The sequence below is a fragment of the Streptomyces sp. NBC_01439 genome (assembly GCF_036227605.1).
Taxonomy (GTDB): domain Bacteria; phylum Actinomycetota; class Actinomycetes; order Streptomycetales; family Streptomycetaceae; genus Streptomyces.
In genome coordinates, this window is record NZ_CP109487.1 from 2,686,347 (window position 1) to 2,704,533 (window position 18,187).

Sequence of the window (18,187 nt, forward strand, 5' to 3'; positions counted from 1 at the left end):
GCCCGCCGGACCCCCCGCGGCTCCGGCGAACCGTTCCCTCGCGGGGACCTTCCTACGATCGGGGGACGGCCGCGGCCGCGATCCCCTCGACCTCGGTCCCCACCGGCGCGAGCAGGAAGACGTTCCGGTCCACCCGGTGCATCCCGCTGCCCAGGCCGAAGACCACGCCGCTGCTGAAGTCCAGGATCCGCTTGGCCACTTCGCTGTCCGCCCCGGTGAGGTCGAGCAGTACCGGGATCTGCGCGATCAGGTACTCCGCCACCTCCCGCGCGTCCGCGAAGATCTGGACTCTGATCACCACGAAGCGCCGCTGCTCCGCCGCCGACGCGCCGGGCGCCTTCGGAATCGTGCGGTGGTCCACCCGGGAGGGCCATTCGTTGCGACTGCGCAGGGGGACCACCTGCGCGAGTCCCTCCCACTGTTCGTCGGTGACGTCGTACCTGCTCACCGGGCCGCCTCGGCCGTGCGCTTCATGTGCATCCCCCCATCCTCTCGCGTTTCACCCGTTCAGCCCAACTACGACACGAGCACGCCGGGTACTCTCGACGGGCCAGATAGGTTAGGTTAGGCATACCTAAGTCACTCGGACGAGGAGAGATCCGCATGCGCCTGTTCGGTGCCCCCGCCACCCCGGCCGACCGGCCCACCGATGCCGAGCGCATCCGGTCGATCCTCACCGCCGCCCACTCCATGACCGTGATCACCGACGGACAGCGGTCCGAGGTCCGCCACCTCGACGGCAGCGACCCCATGGGACGGCTCCACCTGCACCCCGCCGAGCCCGGCGGCGAGTCCGAGTACCGGCCGTCGATCCGGCTGGAGTTCACCGACGTCGCCCCCACCCCCGTGCGGGACCGGGTGCGCGCCCGCGTCACCGTGCTGGGCCGCCTGCTCACCCCCTACGCGGACCTGGCCGAGGGCTCCGGCGCCGACTCCACCTGCATGGAGTTCGACCGGGCCGTCCTGGAGACGCCGGAAGGCATCTCGCACGTCGGCCTCGAGGAGCTGGACGCGTCCTGCCCCGACCCGCTGTCCCCGTACGAGGCGGGCATGCTCACGCACCTCCTCGACGACCACCACGACCTGGTCACCCTGCTGCTGCGACTGGTCCGGCCGCTGCCCACCGCCGCGGTGCTCCGCGCGCTGCCGGTCGCCATGGACCGGTACGGGATCACCCTGCGGCTGGAGGAACGGCGCGGCCACCGCGACGTACGGCTTCCCTTCCCCTCGCCCCTGGACGACGTCGAGCAGGCCGGTACGCAGATCCAGGCGCTCTTCAGCGCGGCCCGGCGGAGCTCGCACCGCAACACCCTGCCGGCCTGACGGACCGGAATACCCGGCCGCGGAACCGAGTTGGGGACGATCATGAAGGCCATCACATACAGCACGTACGGAACTCCCGCCACGCTCCAGCTCGTTGACTTACCGAAGCCCAAGGTGGGGCCGGGCGAGGTGCTCGTCCGCGTCAAGGCCGCCGGGGTCAATCCGGTGGACTGGAAGCTCGCCGCCGGATACCTCGACCCGATCCTCGAGGTCCGCTACCCGGTCATACCCGGCTGGGACGTGGCCGGAGTCGTCGAAGCGGTCGGCGAGGACACCTTCGACTACACCGTCGGCGACGAGGTCTACGGCTACGTCCGCAAGGAATGGGTCGAACTCGGGACGTACGCCGAGCTGGTGTCCGCCCCCGTCCGCACCCTCGCCCGCAAGCCCCGCGAGCTGAGCTTCGAGCAGGCCGCGGGCCTCCCGCTGGCCGGCCTCACCGCCTACCAGTCGCTCACCCGCGCCGGCCTCAAGGCCGGCGAGACCGTGGTCATCCACTCCGCGGCCGGCGGCACCGGATCCTTCGGCGTGCAGATCGCGGTCGCGCTCGGCCTGCGGGTCATCGGCACGGCGGGTGCGCACAACCACGAGTACCTGCGCTCCCTCGGCGCGGAGCCGGTGCTGTACGGGGAGGGGATGGCGGACCGGATCCGCGAGCTCGCGCCCGACGGCATCGACGCGGGCCTGGACTTCTACGGCGACGGCGTCATCGAGACGCTCCAGTCCCTGGTCAAGGAACGCCACCGGGTGGTCTCCATCGCCGACTACGACGCGGCCGCCAAGGGCGCCCACCAGCTGTGGGTGCGCCCGGACACCGCCGACCTGACCTTCCTGGCGGAACTGGCCGACGCGGGGAAGCTCACGGTCAACGTGGCGCATGCGCTGCCGCTCGCCGAGGCCGCCGGGGCCTGGGAGCTGAGCGCCGCGGGCCGCACCCGCGGCAAGATCGTCCTGACCGTCTGAAGGCCTGCACACCCACCTGCTGAGCTGCTGACCTGCTCCGGCGGCACACGTGCGCGCCGCCGGAGCACGGGGATCCGGCGGCGCGCACCCGCTCAGGACGTGATCGGCGGCGCGGACCCGCCCAGTGCCGGCCCGATCGCCCGCAGCGATCCGGGTGTCCGCCCTTCGCCCCAGCCGATGTGGCGCCGGTAGCTGCCGAGCAGCCCCCGGCTCACTAGCCCCGCTTCGTCCCGTACGGCCGGATCCTCCGGAAGGGGGCGGGTCAGCGGGGCCACGAACAGCGCGTCCACCGGGCAGTTCGCCTCGCACAGGAAGCAGGTCTGGCAGTCCTCCTGCCGTGCGAGCAACGGAATCCCCTCGGGCCCCCGTTCGAAGACGTCCGTCGGGCACACCTCCACGCACTTGTCGCAGGCTATGCAGCGCCCCGCCGAGACGAGTTCGATCACGCCGCCGCCCCCGCCCTCGGCGCCGGCCCGGTCCACACCCGGTCCAGCCCGCCGACCAGGATCCGGTGGTGCTGCGCAGGGTCCTGGTCCGGGTGGTCGAGGCGCTTGGCCATCCCCCGAGTCTCGGACCGGGCGAGGGCGGCCGCGTACATCCACCGCGCGTGCGCCGTCATCGCCGCCGCCTGCCGGGCCCTGACCAGGTCGGCCCCCGCCCCGTGCAGGCCCGCGCGCAGCTGCGACCACGCCGTGTCGAGGGTGCGCAGGGAAGCCGCCAGGACGTCGCCGCGGCGGAGGTAGTTCTTGTCGTAGGGGAGCGCCTCCTGCTGAACGAGCGCCACGGCCTCACGGTGGTGCGGTCCGTCGGCCGCGCTCCCCGTCGGGCGCAGGCCCGCACCGCCGGCGCCGGTGACGGGGCGGCCCGCGGCCCGGTCGGGGCCGAGGGACAGTGCGTGTCCGGCGGCGCCCCGGCCCGCCCAGCTCCCCGAGGAGATGGCCCAGGCGGCGTTGTGGCTGCCGCCTCCGGTGAAGCCCCCGCAGATCTCCTCGCGGGTGGCCGCGTCCCCGGCGGCGTACAGCCCGGGGACGCCGGTATCGCAGTCGTCGCCGGTGATCCGGATGCCGCCGGTGCCGCGGACCGTGCCCTCGGCGAGCAGGGTGACGGCGAACCGGTCGGTGAAGGGGTCGATGCCCAGCCGGTCGAAAGCGAGGAAGAAGTTGGGCTGCGCGAGGCGCATCGCGGCCCGGACTCCTTCGTCGGCGCGGTCGAGGCGCGCGTGGACCCGGGCCCCGGTGAGGAGTTCGCGGGCGATCACCGAGCGGCCGCCCTGGCTGGCCGCGCCCTCCAGGACGCTGCCGTCCTCCTGGTAGAAGGTGGCGAAGGAGTAGAAGGCGGTCTTGGTGACGGAGGTGCCCTCGGGGGCGATCCCGTAGGCGTTGGAAAACTCCATTCCGGAGAGCACCGCGCCGGCCTCGGCGGCGAAGAGCGCGCCGTCGCCGGTGTTGGTGTTGGTGCCGAGGGCTCCGCTGAGGAAGGCGCAGCCGCCGGTGGCGAGGACCACGGCGCCGGCCCGGACCCGGTAGGACTCGCGCAGCTGACGGCGGTAGCCGTCGGCACCCGCGACGGCCCCGTCCGCGTCGGTGAGCAGCTCGGTGACCGGGCTGTGGTCGAGGATGCGGACCCCCGCCCGGCGGATCCGGATGCGCATCCGCCGCATGTACTCGGGGCCCTGCAGCCCGCCCCGGAGCGGCTGCCCGTCCGGGCCGGTGGGAAACGGGTACCGGCCCTGCACGGCCAGCTCGTTCATCCGGTCGTAGGTCTCGTCGAGGACCCGGGCCATCCAGCGGCGGTCGGCCAGGTACCCGCCGAGGCCCTCCCGGGAGGCCATGGCGGCCTCCCGGGCGGCGGGCTCGGGCGGGACGTACCAGACGCCGGTGCCGCCCGCGGCCGTGGCGCCGCTGGTTCCGCAGTAACCCTTGTCGGCGAGGACGACCCGGGCCCCCGCCTCGGCGGCCTTGAGGGCGGCCCAGGTGGCGGCCGGTCCGCCGCCGACGACGAGGACGTCGGTGGCGTGGTCGCTCATGCGCCCTCCCGGGTGTGCCGGTTGACGGGCCGGGCGAGGCCGTAGTTCTCGCGGAGGGTGGTGCCGGCGTACTCGGTGCGGAAGAGCCCGCGCCGCTGGAGGATCGGCACGACGTGGTCGACGAAGGCGGTCAGGCCGGTGGGCAGGACCGGCGCCATGATGTTGAAGCCGTCGGCGGCTCCCCGGGTGAACCACTCCTCGAGCTGGTCGGCGATCTGCTCGGGGGTGCCGGCGAAGACGCGGTGGCCCCGGCCTGCACCGAGGCGGGCGATCAGCTCGCGCAGGGTCAGGCCGTCGCGCCGGGCGAGCTCGGCGACGAGGGTGAAGCGGCTCTTGTTGCCGTTGACGTCCCGTTCCTCGGGCAGATCCGGGAGCGGACCGTCCAGCGGCAGGCCGGTGAGGTCCACGTTCAGCATCCCGGAGAGCTGGGCGAGGCCGTACTCCGGCACCTGGAGGTCGGTGAGCTGCTGCTCCAGGGCCTTCGCCTCGGCCTCGGTCGATCCGATGACGGGGGCGATGCCGGGCAGGACGAGGAGATCGCTCTCGGCGCGGCCGTACTTGGCGAGGCGGGACTTGAGGTCCTTGTAGAAGGTCTGGCCGTCGGCGAGGGTCTGCTGGGCAGTGAAGACGGCCTCCGCGTACTGGGCCGCGAACTCCTTGCCGTCCTCGGAGGAACCGGCCTGCACGAGCAGCGGGTAGCCCTGGGGGGAGCGCGGGACGTTGAGCGGTCCGGCGACGCCGAAGTGCTCGCCGCGGTGGGCGGCGGGGTGCAGCTTGTCGGTGTCGGCGTAGATGCCGCGCTCCTTGTCGAGGACGATCGCGTCGTCCTCCCAGCTGTCCCAGAGCTTGGTGGCGACGTCGAGGAACTCGCGGGCGCGCTCGTAGCGGAGGTGGTGCTCCAGGTGCTCGTCGCGGTTGAAGTTGCGGGCCTCGTCGACGGTGCCGGAGGTGACGATGTTCCAGCCGGCCCGGCCGCCGCTGATGTGGTCGAGGGAGGCGAACTTGCGGGCCAGGTTGTAGGGCTCGTTGAAGGTGGTGGAGACGGTGGCGATGAGCCCGATGTGCTCGGTGACGGCGGCGATCGCGGAGAGCAGGGTGAGCGGCTCGAATCCGCCGAGGGCGTTGTGGCGGGCCTTGCCCCAGAGGGCGACCCCGTCGGCGAAGAAGATGGAGTCGAGCAGTCCGCGTTCGGCGGTGCGGGCCAGGTCCTGGAAGTACCGCAGGTCGGTGATCAGCTCGGGCCGGCTGTCGGGGTGGCGCCAGGCGGCGTCGTGGTGACCGGCGTTCATCAGGAAGGCGTTGAGGTGGAGGGTGCGGTTCGCGGTCATGGCTGTTCCCTGTGTTCGGTGGCACTGCGTGTGGTGGCGGCCGGCCCGTCGCGGGGCGGGGCCGGGCGGGCGTCAAGCGGGGCGGGCGTCAGGCGGGGCGGGGCGGGCCTCAGGCGGGGACGCGCCAGGTGCTCAGGCGGCGTTCGATCGTGACCAGCAGCTGGTTGAAGGCCACGCCGACGGCGGAGATGGTGATGATGCCCGCGTACATCTGCGGGATCGCGAAGTTGTACTGCGAGGCGTTGATCAGGTAGCCGAGACCCGCCTTGGCTCCGATCATCTCGGCGGCCACCAGGACGAGGATGGAGACCGCGCCGGCCAGCCGGATGCCGGTGAAGACGGCCGGTACGGAGGACGGCAGGATCACCTTCTGGAAGAGCCTCGGGGTGGACAGGTCCATCGAGCGGGCCAGTCTGACCAGGGTGGGGTCGGCGTTGCCCACCGCGCTGATGGTGTTCAGCAGGACCGGCCAGAGGCAGGCGTAGACGACGATCGAGACCTTCGAGGTCTCGCCGATGCCCAGGAGCAGGACGAAGACCGGCAGCAGGGCCAGTGCGGCGGTGTTGCGGAACACCTCCAGCAGTGGGCCGAGCAGCGCGGCGACCGGCCGGTACCAGCCGATGAGCAGGCCGAGCGGGACCGCGATGACGACGGCGATGCCGAAGCCCCCGAAGGAGCGGGCGAGGCTGGCCCGGGTGTGCTGGCCGAGCTGTCCGTTGCCCAGGAGGTCCCACCAGGCCGTGGCGACCTCGCTGACCGGCGGCAGGAAGGTGGAGTCGACCAGGCCGAGGCGGGGGGCGGTCTCCCAGAGGGCGAGCAGGACGACGAGGGCCGCGGAGCGGAGGGCGGCGGCGCGCAACCAACGACCGAGCGCCCCGGCGGCCTTGCGGACGCTGGACGGGTCCCGGCGGGTACCCTCCGGCGCCGACCCTGCATCCGGTCCGGCGCCGGAACCCACCGGGCCCGCGGGGGCCGCGGGAGCGGCGGGAGCGGCGGGAGCGGCGGGAGCGGCGGGAGCGGCCGAAGCCTCCCGGGCCTCCGGGATGGCGGGAGGCGCCGGAGCCACAGGGGCGTCCGGGGCGGCCGGAGTCGCGGGGGCCTCCGGGGCGGCAGGAGCGGCAGGAGCGACCGCGGGATCCACCGGAGCGACGGAAGCCGCAGGGGCCGCTGGGCCCGCAGGCGCGGCCGAAGCGTCCGGGGCCGCGGTAGCCGCGGAAGTCGGGGGAAGGGTCGTGGAGCGGCCGGCGCGGCGCAGCCGGCGTGCCAGCAGGGACGGAACGCCGGGACGACGGGGGCTGCGGGGCTTCCGGTCGGCGGGTGCGGGAGCCGCGGGCGCCGGGTCCTCCCGTAGCGTCTCCTGCCCGGCCGGGGCTTCGGCATCGGCGGGCGCGGTGATGTCGGTGCTCATACGGAGGCCTCCTCCTTCTCCAGTTGCTGGGCGCGGGCCACCTCGTCGTGGAGCAGCGTCCAGATCTCGTGGCGGTAGCGGGCGAACTCGGGGCTGGAACGCAGGTCCTCGCCCTGGAAGCCGGCGCCGCGGGCGCCGAACGTGACCGGGACGATCTCCTTCACCCGGCCGGGGCGGGACGTCATGACGGCCACCTTCTGACCGAGGTAGACCGCCTCCTCGATGCCGTGCGTGATGAAGACGACGGTCTTGCCGGTGCGCTGCCAGATGCGCCGCAGCTCGTCCTGGAGGGACTCGCGGGTCTGCGCGTCGAGGGCGGCGAACGGCTCGTCCATCAGCAGCACGTCCGGGTCGTACGCCAGCGAGCGGGCGATGGCGACGCGTTGGCGCATGCCGCCGGAGAGTTCGTGCGGGTGCCGGTCCTCGAAGCCGGTGAGGCCGACGAGGTCGAGGAACTCCCGGGCCCTCGCCGCCCGCTTGCGGCGCGGGACGCCGGTCGCCTCCAGACCGAACTCGACGTTGCCGAGCGCCGTCCGCCAGGGCAGCAGGGCGTACTGCTGGAAGACGATGCCCCGGTCCAGGCCCGGCCCGGTGATCGGCTTCCCGTCGAGCAGGATCCGCCCGGACGACGGCCGGGTCAGCCCGCCGAGCAGGTCCAGGAGCGTGGACTTGCCGCAGCCGCTGGGGCCCACGACCACCACGAACTCCCCCGCCTCGATCTCCAGGTCGATGCCGTCGAGCGCGGTGAACCGCCCCTTGTTCCTCTTGTCCTTGGTCGGGAAGGTCTTGGTCACGTGCTCGAACACGATCTTCGCCATGTCGGGTCAGCCCTTCCCGAAGTCGTTGAACTCGTTCGTGTAGAGGTCGGCGGCCTTGAGCTGCCCCTGCTTGATCTCGCCGCGCTCGCCGAGCCAGTCGAGCCAGAGCTGGAACTCCTTGTCCTCGATCCGGCCGCCCGTCTCGGCGACGCCGTACGAGCGCCAGTACTGGAGGGTGGCGGTGTCCTCGTTGCGGCCGCGCTTCTTGACGATCTCGGTCTGCCGGGCGATGACCTCCTCGCGCGGGGTGGTGCGGGCCCACTCGATGGCCTTGGCCACGCCCGTCACGAAGGTCCGTACGGTGTCCGGGTTCTCCTTGATGAACCGCTCGGTCATGATGTAGGAGCCGGCGCTGAACTTGCCGAGCAGGTCGAAGTCGCAGAACAGCGGTCTGATCCCGCCGCCCGCCACGGCCTTGTCGCGCAGGATCCCGCCGAGCACGCCCACGTCGATCTGCTTCTGGCGCAGCACCTGGTCGGTGTTGACGGGCGGCACGACGAGCGACTCGACCTTCGATGAGTCGGCCTTGGCGAGGCCGTTGCGGCTCAGGTAGATGTCGAGGACGGCCTGGGAGTGGGCGCCCAGCGTGTTCATGCCGACCTTCTTGCCGAGGAGGTCGCGGGCGGAGCGGATCGGGCTGTCCTCCAGGACGTAGTAGCCGCTGTACGAGAACTCGTCGACGCCGTAGTAGGAGATGACGGCCTTGACGGGAGCCTTGCTGGAGGCGAGCTTGACGATCGCGCCGTTGAAGGCGCCGCCGAAGTGGGTCTGGCCGGTGGCGGCGGACTGGATGTCCTGCGGGCCGCTGATGGTGTTGCCGACCCACTCCAGCGTGAGGTCGCCCAGGTATCCGAGGTCGGAGGCGAGTTCGGGGAGCGTGACGGCGCCGACCGAGCCCTGGTACTTCAGGGTCTTGACCTGGGCACCGGAACCGCCGCCGCGCGCGGTGGCCGTGCCGCAGCTCACCGCGGCCGCCGAGATGCCGAGCAGGGCGAGGAACTGGCGTCGGGAGGTGGTGGTCGAGGTGAAGGCTGCGGGCATGACGGTTCCTTGTCGGTGCGGGTCGCGTGGTCGCGGCGGTGTGCGGCGGTGTTACGGGGTGGTGGTGAGGGCGGCTGCGGCGAGGGTGGCGGGTGTGGAGCGAAGTGCCGCGGCGAACTCGTCGACGGCCTGGTAGAGGTCCAGTTCGGCCTCGGGCCGCAGCCGGTCGGGGCCCGATCCGCGCTCGACGGAGGAGTCCAGGACGAACCGGCCGGCGGTGACGTGCCGGGCGCCGAGGGCGGCGAGCACGGGGCGCAGGGCGTAGTCGATGGTCAGGACGTGGGCGAGGCTGCCGCCGGTGGCCAGCGGCAGGACCGTCTTGCCGTCGAGGCCGTCCTGCGGGAGCAGGTCGAGGAAGGCCTTGAGCAGTCCGGTGTACGACGCCTTGTAGACGGGGGTCGCGATGACCAGGCCGTCGGCCTCGGCGACGGCCTCGAGCGCCCGACGGATCTCGGGCTCGCCGCGGCGGGCTGCGAGGAGGTCGGCGGCGGGGAGCTCGCGCACGGACAGGTGCGCGGTCTCGAAGCCGGAGTGGGACAGGCGGCGCAGTACGTGGTCGGCGACGACGGCGGTGCGGGAGTGGGCGGAGGGGCTGCCGGTGATCGCGAGCAGGTTGGGCACGGGGGGCGCTCCTTGATGTCGTCAGGCGGAGACGGAGGCTGCGGCGGAAACGGCCGCGGTGGTGGAGGCACCGGAGGCGATGCCGAAGGAGGGGTCCGGGACGGCCCCCGGGCTGATCAGTCGGGAGGGCTCGCCGTCGGGGCCGACCGGGACGTCGCCGTCGACGGTGACGCGGCGCAGGGTGCGCTCGTGGTCGTCGGAGTCGTCCACGCCGTAGTGCTGGGTGGCACGGTTGTCCCAGATCGCGACGTCGCCGGCCCGCCACTGCCAGCGGACGGTGTTCTCGGGGCTCTCGATGTGCGCCTGGAAGAGGTCCTGGAGGACGCGCGAGTCGCGGCCGGTGAGGCCGTTGATCCGCTGGACGAAGTTGCCGAGGAGGAGGGTGCGTTCGCCCGTCTCGGGGTGGACGCGGACCACCGGGTGCTCGGTGAGGAACTTGGTGGAGGTGAACACCTCGCGGTACTGGGCCAGGGCCTCGGGCAGGGCGTCGGGCTTGAGGGCGGCGTAGTCGTACTCGTTGGAGTGGACGGCGCGCAGGCCGTCGGCGAGGGCCCGGAGCGGCTCGGGGAGGTTGCTGTAGGCGGTGGCCGTGTTGGCCCAGAGGGTGTTGCCGCCGTACGGGGGGATGGTGACGGCGCGGAGGATGGAGAAGGCGGGGTAGGCGGGGACGAAGGTGACGTCGGTGTGCCACTGGTTGGCGCGGGCGCCGTGGTGCGAGTCGATGCCGAGGGCGTAACGGCCGTCCGCGGAGGGGACGGTGGGGTGCGCGACGGGCGCACCGAGCAGCTGGGCGAAGGCCTCGTGACCGGCCTCGTCGAGGTGGTCCTGGCCGCGGAAGAAGACGACCTTGTGGGCGAGAAGGGCGGCCCTGATCTCGGCGACGGTCGCGTCGGGCAGGTCGCCGCCGAGCAGTACGCCGCCGATCTCGGCGCCGATGCGGCCGCCGATCTTGGTGACGGTGGTGGTGGCGGTGGCAGTGGCAGTTGCCATGAGGACTCCCTGGTGTGGGCCGCGGGGGTTATTTCCGCAGCGGAAGAAACAGCGTGACGAGGGCGCCGGGCGCTGCGCTGCGCCGAGCGGTACGGGTACGTGCGGGAACCGGCCGCCCGGGGCCGCGGAGGCCCCCGGGCGGCTTCGGCCCCGCCCGGATCCGCGGAGGGCGACGACGCGCCGTCCCCGGCACGGGCCGCCCCGGTGGACGCCCTTGCGGGACCCGGCGGGGACGCTCCGGAGCCCCGGCAGGGACCTGCCCGGTGGGGTGTTCCGGGGCACCACCCCTGGGGGTGCCCCGGAACGGGAACGGGACCGGGCGGCTTCGACCGAGGCGGGCACCGGCGGGACGGCACCGGGCCGGGGCCGGGCGGACCCGGTCAGCCGGGGCGCCGGATCGGCGAGGTCAGGCGCGGCCGGGGGCCGGACAGCGGCCCGGACACTCACCCGGCGCGGTACGCAGGCCGGGGGTGTGGAGCCGCGGGGCGAGGAGTGCGTTCGCGGACATGTCCCGGAGCGTGTCAGCGGCCCCGGCCGGGGTCAACCCCCGTCCGGAGCCACCGAACGCGCCTCTCGCCGGTTTCCGCGTCCACCCCGCACACCCCCTGCAGCCTGCGCTTTTCCCCGCGCTTCGACCCGCGCGCGGCCTCACCTCGACGGCCGAAAAGCGTGGCCGGATTTCATGGCCCCGCAATGCGGCCGCCACGCGTTCGCCGGGATCCGCCCCCGCGCCCCGCCCGCGGGGCCCGCCACCCGCACAGGACTGCCGCCGCTGTGCGCACACGCTCCATGACTCGTCCCGCCCGCCCGGGACGTACCCGAAGGCCCCGGCCCCGCGGGCGGCCGGCCCGTGAGTCCCGCCGGACACCCTCGCCGCGAGATCTCGCCACGCGCGCAATACGACCGCCACCGCTGTGCGCACACCCCCTGCGGCTCGTCCGGCCGGCCCGGGGCATGCCCGAAGGCCCCGACCCCGTAGGCGGCCGGCCCACGGGACCCGCCTCGCGCTCTCGCCGCATGGCCGCGCCACGCACACATTGCCGCCGCCGCTGTGCGCACGCGCCCCGTGGCCCGTCCAGCCGGCCCCGGGCGTGCCCGAGGGTCCCGGCCCCGCGGGCGGCCGGCCCACGGGACCCGCCACACACGCTCACCGCGTCGTCGCGCCGTGCGCACACGCCCTGCGACTCGTCCGTCCGGCCTTGCGACGTAACGCACCGAACGGCCCGGGCACGATCCGGACCGGACGGCCCGGTCCCCGCAAGGGAACCGGCATGATCGGGGGACACACCCCCACCCCTCACCCCCGAGGAGACCGCGTGACGCGTATGGCCGGTGACAGCCGGGCCGCCGCCAATGCCGCCACCGTGCTGCGGACGGTGCTCGACCACGGCCCGGTCGCGCGCAGCGCGATCGCCCCGCTGTGCGGGCTGAGTCCCGCCGCCGTGTCCCGGCAGACCACCGGGCTGCTCCGGGCCGGGCTGCTGCGCGAGCTGCCCGGGCCCGGCGGCGGGGTGGGGCGGCCGCGGATCCCGCTGGACCTGCACACCGGGGCCGTCGGCGGGCCGGTCGCCGCCGGGCTGCACATCGGGGTGCCGCATTCGACCTTCAGCCTCGTCGACCTGCGGGGGCAGCTGCTCGCCCGGCGGTCCTTCCCCCACGAGGGGCGCCCGGCGGACGGGCTGTCCGCCGAGATCGCCTCCGAACTCGGCCGCTTCCTCCGCGCGTACGACTCCGGGCGGCCGCTCCTCGGCGTCGGTGCGGCCCTCGGCGGATGGGTCGGCCCGGACGAGGGGACCGTCGTGCGGCACCCCGCGCTGGGATGGAACCGCAAGCCGCTGGCCGCTGAGCTGTCGGCCGCACTCGGGCTGCCGGTGTGGGTCGACAACCATGCCCGGGCCGTCGCACGGGCCGAGATCCTCTTCGGCCGGCCCGAGGCCCGCCGGAGCCTCGTGCACCTGTTCATCGGCCGGGTCGTCGACGCCGCCTTCGGGATCGAGGGGACCGTGCACCAGGGTCCGGGCGCGGCGGCCGGCGACGTGGCCCATCTGCCGGTGCCGCGCTCGCAGGCCCCGTGCGCGTGCGGGCGTACCGGCTGCCTGGAGGCGACCGCGTCCGACACCGCGCTGGGCACCGAGGCCGTGCGCCGCGGCATCGTGCCGGACCCGTCGGTGAACCTGCTGGTGGACGCGGCCGCCACCGGCGATCCGCGCGCCGACCGGCTGCTGCGCGAGCGCGCCCGCGCGGTGGGCCGCGCGGCCGCCCTTCTGTTGGATGTCTTCAATCCGGCGGTCATGGTCGTGACCGAGCTGGCGAGCGTCCTCGACGAGGGATACCTGGAGGAGATCCGGGCCGCCGCGGTGGAGCTCTCGCACGTCTGCGACGATCCCGAGCGGATCGTGGTGCCGCACGCGGGACCCGCCGTGCTCCCGGAGGCGGCGGCAACCGTGCTGCTCAGCCGGGTGTTCCAGGACCCCTTCGGCATGGCCCGAGAGGGCGAGATCACACCCACCGGTATGGTGCCACCTGAGCGCGCTCCCCTACATTCGAGCCATGACGGTCCTGCCTGACGACGGGCTCTCCCTGGCCGCCGAGTTCCCTGACGCGACGCATGAGCAGTGGCAGCGCCTTGTAGAAGGCGTACTGCGCAAGTCGGGCAAGGAAGTCTCCGGCGAGGCCGCAGAAGACGCGTTGTCCACCCCAATCGAGGACGGGCTCACCACGCGCCCGCTGTACACCGCGCCGCCCGACGGGGCGGCCCCCGACACCGGTTTCCCCGGCTTCGCCCCGTTCGTCCGCGGGGGCAGGCCGGAAGGCACCACCGCGAACGGCTGGGACGTGCGCCAGCGCCTCGCGGGCACGGATCCGGTACGCGTGAACGAGGCGGCCCTCGCCGATCTGGAGAACGGGGTCACCTCCCTCTGGCTCACCGTGGGCCGGGGCGGTCTCCCCGTCGAGGGCCTCGCCCGGGCGCTGGACGGGGTCTACCTGGACCTCGCCCCCATCACCCTGGACGCCGGGGCCCAATACGCCGAGGCCTCACGCGCGTTGCTGCGTCTGTTCACCGAGCGCGCGGTGGCCCCCGAGGCCGCTCGGGCCTCGCTGGGCGCCGACCCCCTGGGCCACGAGGCCCGTACGGGTGAGGCACTGGACGTGGCCGACGCGGTCGAGCTGGCCGTGGAGGCCGCCGCGGGTTGGCCCGGGGTGCGCGCCCTGACCGTGGACGCACTGCCGTACCACGAGGCCGGCGGCAGCGCCGCCGAGGAACTGGGCCTGTCCCTGGCCACCGGAGTCGCCTACCTGCGCGCGCTGACCGAAGCCGGGCTGAGCACCGAAGCGGCGCTCGGACAGCTGGAGTTCCGCTACGCCGCCACCGCGGACCAGTTCCTGACCATCGCCAAGCTGCGGGCCGCGCGCCGGCTGTGGGCCCGTATCGCCGGGGCCTCGGGGGCCCCGGAGGCGGGTGCCCAGCTCCAGCACGCCGTGACCTCGCCGGTGATGATGACCCGCCGCGACCCGTGGGTGAACATGCTGCGCACCACCGTGGCCTGCATGGCCGCGGGCGTCGGCGGCGCCGACTCGGTCACCGTGCTCCCCTTCGACAGCGAGCTGGGCCTGCCGGACGCCTTCGCGCGCCGGATCTCCCGGAACACCTCCACCATCCTGCTGGAGGAGTCGCACCTGGCCCGGGTGATCGACCCGGCGGGCGGCTCCTACTACGTGGAGCGCCTCACCGACGAGCTCGCCCACGCCGCGTGGCAGTTCTTCCAGACCGTGGAGAAGGCCGGCGGTCAGGCCGCCGCCCTGCGCTCCGGGCTGGTCGCCGAACGGCTCGCCGCCACCTGGGCCGCGCGCTCCAAGAAGCTGGCCAAGCGTCGCGAACCGATCACCGGCGTCAGCGAGTTCCCGCTGCTCTCGGAGAAGCCGGTCGTCCGCGAGCCCGCGCCCGCGGCCCCCACCGGCGGGCTGCCGCGCGTGCGGCGCGACGAGGCGTACGAGGCCCTGCGCGCCCGCAGCGACGCGCACCTGGCGGCGACCGGCGCCCGGCCGAGGATCTTCCTCGCCGCGCTGGGCCCGGCGGCCGCGCACACCGCGCGCGCCACCTTCGCCTCGAACCTGTTCCAGGCGGGCGGCATCGAACCCGTGCACGACCCGGTGTCGGTGGACCCGGCGACGGCCGCCGAGGCGTACGCCGCGAGCGGGGCGGACGGCATGGCCGTGCTCTGCTCCAGCGACGCGCTGTACGAGGAGCAGGCCGAGGCGGTGGCCGGCGCGCTGCGCGCGGCGGGCGCCACGACCGTCTTCCTCGCCGGCAAGCCGGGCACGGCTGGGGCTTCCGTGGACGAGTACGTCTTCGCCGGCTGTGACGCCGTCGCCGTGCTGTCCTCCGTACTCGACCGGATGGGAGTGCCCGCATGAGCATCCCCGATTTCTCCGAGCTGGCGCTCGACCCCACCGCCGTCGCCGGGGTGTCCGAGGAGCAGTGGCGCTCCGCGGTGAAGGAGTCCGCCGGCACCGCGGCCGCCGACCTGCTGTGGGAGACGCCCGAGGGCATCGGCGTCAAGCCGCTGTACACCGGGCGTGACCTGGAGGGCCTGGACTTCCTGCGGACGTACCCGGGCGTGGCCCCGTACCTGCGCGGCCCGTACCCGACGATGTACGTCAACCAGCCCTGGACGATCCGGCAGTACGCCGGCTTCTCCACGGCCGAGGAGTCGAACGCCTTCTACCGGCGCAACCTGGCGTCCGGCCAGAAGGGCCTGTCGGTGGCCTTCGACCTGCCGACGCACCGCGGCTACGACAGCGACCACCCGCGCGTGACCGGTGACGTCGGCATGGCGGGCGTGGCGATCGACTCGATCTACGACATGCGGCAGCTGTTCGACGGGATCCCGCTGGACAAGATGTCGGTGTCGATGACGATGAACGGCGCGGTGCTGCCGGTCCTCGCGCTCTACATCGTGGCGGCGGAGGAGCAGGGCGTCTCCCCCGACAAGCTCGCCGGGACCATCCAGAACGACATCCTCAAGGAGTTCATGGTCCGCAACACCTACATCTATCCGCCGGGACCCTCCATGCGGATCATCTCCGACATCTTCGCGTTCACCTCGCAGAAGATGCCGCGGTACAACTCGATCTCCATCTCCGGCTACCACATCCAGGAGGCCGGTGCCACGGCCGACCTGGAGCTGGCGTACACCCTCGCGGACGGCGTGGAGTACCTGCGGGCCGGGCAGGCGGTGGGACTGGACGTGGACGCGTTCGCACCGCGGCTGTCGTTCTTCTGGGCGATCGGCATGAACTTCTTCATGGAGGTTGCCAAGCTGCGCGCGGCCCGCCTGCTGTGGGCGCGCCTGGTCAAGCAGTTCGACCCGAAGAACGCCAAGTCGCTCTCGCTGCGCACACATTCGCAGACCTCGGGTTGGTCGCTGACCGCGCAGGACGTCTTCAACAACGTGACGCGCACCTGCATCGAGGCGATGGCGGCGACCCAGGGCCACACCCAGTCGTTGCACACCAACGCCCTCGACGAGGCGCTCGCGCTGCCGACGGACTTCTCGGCGCGCATCGCCCGCAACACCCAGCTGCTGCTCCAGCAGGAGTCGGGGACCTGCCGGTCGATCGACCCGTGGGGCGGCAGTGCGTACGTCGAGAAGCTGACGTACGACCTGGCCCGGCGGGCCTGGCAGCACATCGAGGAGGTCGAGGCGGCCGGCGGCATGGCGCAGGCCATCGACGCGGGCATCCCGAAGCTGCGCGTGGAGGAGGCCGCGGCGCGCACGCAGGCGCGGATCGACTCGGGCCGCCAGCCGGTGATCGGCGTCAACAAGTACCGCGTGGAGAACGACGAGGCGATCGACGTCCTGAAGGTCGACAACTCCTCCGTGCGCGCGCAGCAGATCGCCAAGCTGCGGCGGCTGCGCGAGGAGCGCGACGAGGCGGTCACGCAGGACACCCTGCGGGCGCTGACGAACGCGGCGGAGCGCGGCGACGGCAACCTGCTGGCCCTGGCGGTGGACGCGGCGCGCGCCAAGGCGACCGTGGGTGAGATCTCGGACGCATTGGAGAAGGTGTACGGGCGGCACGCGAGCCAGATCCGTACGATCGCGGGCGTGTACCGAAACGAAGCGGGCGAGTCCCCGTCGGTGGAGCGCACCCGTGCGCTGGTGGACCGGTTCGAGGAGGCGGAGGGACGTCGTCCGCGCATCCTGGTCGCCAAGATGGGCCAGGACGGGCACGACCGCGGCCAGAAGGTGATCGCGACGGCCTTCGCCGACCTGGGCTTCGACGTGGACGTCGGCCCGCTGTTCCAGACCCCGGCGGAGGTGGCCCGTCAGGCCGTCGAGGCGGACGTCCACGTGGTGGGCGTGTCGTCGCTGGCGGCCGGTCACCTGACCCTCGTACCGGCGCTGCGCGAGCAGCTGGCGGAGGAGGGCCGCGAGGACATCATGATCGTCGTGGGTGGGGTGATCCCGCCGGCCGATGTCCCGACGCTGCTGGAGATGGGCGCGACGGCGGTCTTCCCGCCGGGCACGGTGATCCCGGACGCGGCCCACGACCTGGTGACGCGGCTGGCCGCGGACCTGGGCCACGAGCTGTAGGCGGGCGCCGGTGCCGAAGATCGACATCGAGGCGTACGCGAAGGGGGTGCTCGACGGGAAGCGCGCGTTCATCGCGCGTGCGATCACCCTCGTCGAGTCCACCCTGCCGGCACACCGGGTGCTGGCGCAGGGGCTGTTGACGGAGCTGCTGCCGCACACGGGCCGGGCCCGCCGGATCGGCATCAGCGGTGTGCCGGGGGTGGGCAAGTCCACCTTCATCGACGCGTTCGGCACGATGCTGACGGGGCTCGGCCACCGGGTGGCGGTGCTCGCGGTGGACCCGTCGTCGACGCGCACGGGCGGCTCCATCCTGGGTGACAAGACCCGGATGGAGCGGCTGTCGGTGGACCCGGCGGCCTTCGTGCGGCCGTCGCCGTCGGCGGGCACGCTGGGCGGGGTCGCCAAGGCCACCCGCGAGTCGATGATCGTGATGGAGGCGGCGGGCTACGACGTGGTCCTCGTCGAGACGGTCGGCGTGGGCCAGTCGGAGACCACGGTGGCCGGGATGGTCGACTCGTTCCTGCTGCTGTCCCTGGCCCGTACGGGCGACCAGCTGCAGGGCATCAAGAAGGGCGTCCTGGAGCTGGCGGACGTGCTGGCGGTGAACAAGGCGGACGGCCCGCACGAGCGGGACGCGAAGGCCGCGGCCCGCGAACTGTCGGGTGCGCTGCGGCTGATGCACCCGGTGGACGCGGCCTGGACCCCGCCGGTCCTGACGTGCAGCGCGCGGGAGTCGACCGGGCTGGACGAGGTGTGGAGCCGGCTGGAGCAGCACCGGACCCTGCTGGAGACGGGGGGCCGGCTGGCGGCGAAGCGGGCTGCGCAGCAGGTGGAGTGGACCTGGTCGATGGTCCGCGACGAACTGCTGGAACGCCTGCGGGCGGACCCGGCGGTACGGGAACTCGCGCCGGGCCTGGAGGCCGCGGTCCGGGCGGGCACGGTCACTGCGACATCTGCGGCGGACCAGATCCTGGCGGCGTTCGGCCGGGCCTGACCCGTGTGCGTGCGGCGCCGTTGCGGGGGCTCCGCCCCCGCAACGGCGCGCCTCAAACGCCGGCGGGGTTGGTTTT

At 73.4% G+C, this 18,187-nt stretch carries 15 protein-coding genes; 6 read left to right on the top strand and 9 right to left on the bottom strand.

Annotated features, from left to right (window positions below; all coding sequences use genetic code 11):
• Positions 1-52: 52 nt before the first annotated feature.
• Positions 53-448, bottom strand: a complete 396-nt coding sequence (locus OG207_RS11775; RefSeq protein ID WP_189739116.1) for a cell division protein SepF — start codon at positions 446-448, stop codon at positions 53-55.
• A gap of 155 nt (positions 449-603) precedes the next feature.
• On the opposite strand from OG207_RS11775, the gene OG207_RS11780 reads away from it, so the two are divergent.
• Both OG207_RS11780 and OG207_RS11785 read left to right on the top strand, forming a co-directional pair.
• Complete coding sequence (locus tag OG207_RS11780) at positions 604-1,323, top strand: DUF2470 domain-containing protein (protein WP_329098390.1); 720 nt, start codon at positions 604-606, stop codon at positions 1,321-1,323.
• Between the two features lie 42 nt (positions 1,324-1,365).
• A complete protein-coding gene (locus OG207_RS11785; protein ID WP_329098392.1) occupies positions 1,366-2,286 on the top strand; it encodes an NADP-dependent oxidoreductase in 921 nt (306 codons plus the stop codon).
• 92 nt (positions 2,287-2,378) lie between these two features.
• Here OG207_RS11785 and OG207_RS11790 read toward each other — a convergent pair whose 3' ends face one another.
• The 8 genes from OG207_RS11790 to OG207_RS11825 all read right to left on the bottom strand — a co-directional run bounded on the left by OG207_RS11790 (position 2,379) and on the right by OG207_RS11825 (position 10,518).
• Positions 2,379-2,732 carry a ferredoxin family protein gene (locus OG207_RS11790; protein ID WP_329098395.1) on the bottom strand — a complete coding sequence of 118 codons (354 nt, stop codon included), beginning with the start codon at positions 2,730-2,732 and terminating at the stop codon, positions 2,379-2,381.
• Positions 2,729-4,312, bottom strand: a complete 1,584-nt coding sequence (locus OG207_RS11795) for an FAD-binding protein (protein WP_329098397.1) — start codon at positions 4,310-4,312, stop codon at positions 2,729-2,731. The genes OG207_RS11790 and OG207_RS11795 overlap by 4 nt, the downstream gene beginning before the upstream one ends.
• Positions 4,309-5,640: an LLM class flavin-dependent oxidoreductase gene (locus tag OG207_RS11800; RefSeq protein ID WP_329098399.1), complete on the bottom strand. Its 1,332-nt coding sequence runs from the start codon at positions 5,638-5,640 to the stop codon at positions 4,309-4,311. Before OG207_RS11800 ends, OG207_RS11795 begins: the two co-directional genes overlap by 4 nt.
• Before the next feature lie 109 nt (positions 5,641-5,749).
• Complete coding sequence (locus OG207_RS11805) at positions 5,750-7,048, bottom strand: ABC transporter permease (RefSeq protein ID WP_329098400.1); 1,299 nt, start codon at positions 7,046-7,048, stop codon at positions 5,750-5,752.
• Positions 7,045-7,866: an ABC transporter ATP-binding protein gene (locus OG207_RS11810; RefSeq protein WP_329098402.1), complete on the bottom strand. Its 822-nt coding sequence runs from the start codon at positions 7,864-7,866 to the stop codon at positions 7,045-7,047. The genes OG207_RS11805 and OG207_RS11810 overlap by 4 nt, the downstream gene beginning before the upstream one ends.
• Before the next feature lie 6 nt (positions 7,867-7,872).
• Complete coding sequence (locus OG207_RS11815; RefSeq protein ID WP_329098403.1) at positions 7,873-8,907, bottom strand: ABC transporter substrate-binding protein; 1,035 nt, start codon at positions 8,905-8,907, stop codon at positions 7,873-7,875.
• 51 nt (positions 8,908-8,958) lie between these two features.
• Positions 8,959-9,528, bottom strand: a complete 570-nt coding sequence (gene ssuE / locus OG207_RS11820; RefSeq protein ID WP_329098405.1) for an NADPH-dependent FMN reductase — start codon at positions 9,526-9,528, stop codon at positions 8,959-8,961.
• Positions 9,529-9,549: 21 nt separating this feature from the next.
• Positions 9,550-10,518: a TauD/TfdA dioxygenase family protein gene (locus OG207_RS11825; RefSeq protein WP_329098406.1), complete on the bottom strand. Its 969-nt coding sequence runs from the start codon at positions 10,516-10,518 to the stop codon at positions 9,550-9,552.
• Positions 10,519-11,843: 1,325 nt separating this feature from the next.
• Between OG207_RS11825 and OG207_RS11830 the strand changes: the two genes are divergently transcribed.
• Genes OG207_RS11830 through meaB form a run of 4 tightly spaced genes read left to right on the top strand, consistent with a single transcriptional unit; the run spans position 11,844 to position 18,111 of the window.
• Positions 11,844-13,085: an ROK family transcriptional regulator gene (locus OG207_RS11830; protein ID WP_329107572.1), complete on the top strand. Its 1,242-nt coding sequence runs from the start codon at positions 11,844-11,846 to the stop codon at positions 13,083-13,085.
• A complete protein-coding gene (locus OG207_RS11835) occupies positions 13,069-14,934 on the top strand; it encodes a methylmalonyl-CoA mutase family protein (protein WP_329098408.1) in 1,866 nt (621 codons plus the stop codon). Before OG207_RS11830 ends, OG207_RS11835 begins: the two co-directional genes overlap by 17 nt.
• On the top strand, positions 14,931-17,117 hold the full coding sequence (scpA, locus tag OG207_RS11840) for a methylmalonyl-CoA mutase (RefSeq protein ID WP_329098410.1): 2,187 nt from the start codon (positions 14,931-14,933) through the stop codon (positions 17,115-17,117). The genes OG207_RS11835 and scpA overlap by 4 nt, the downstream gene beginning before the upstream one ends.
• Positions 17,118-17,127: 10 nt before the next feature.
• On the top strand, positions 17,128-18,111 hold the full coding sequence (meaB, locus tag OG207_RS11845) for a methylmalonyl Co-A mutase-associated GTPase MeaB (protein ID WP_329098411.1): 984 nt from the start codon (positions 17,128-17,130) through the stop codon (positions 18,109-18,111).
• Positions 18,112-18,187 lie beyond the last annotated feature (76 nt).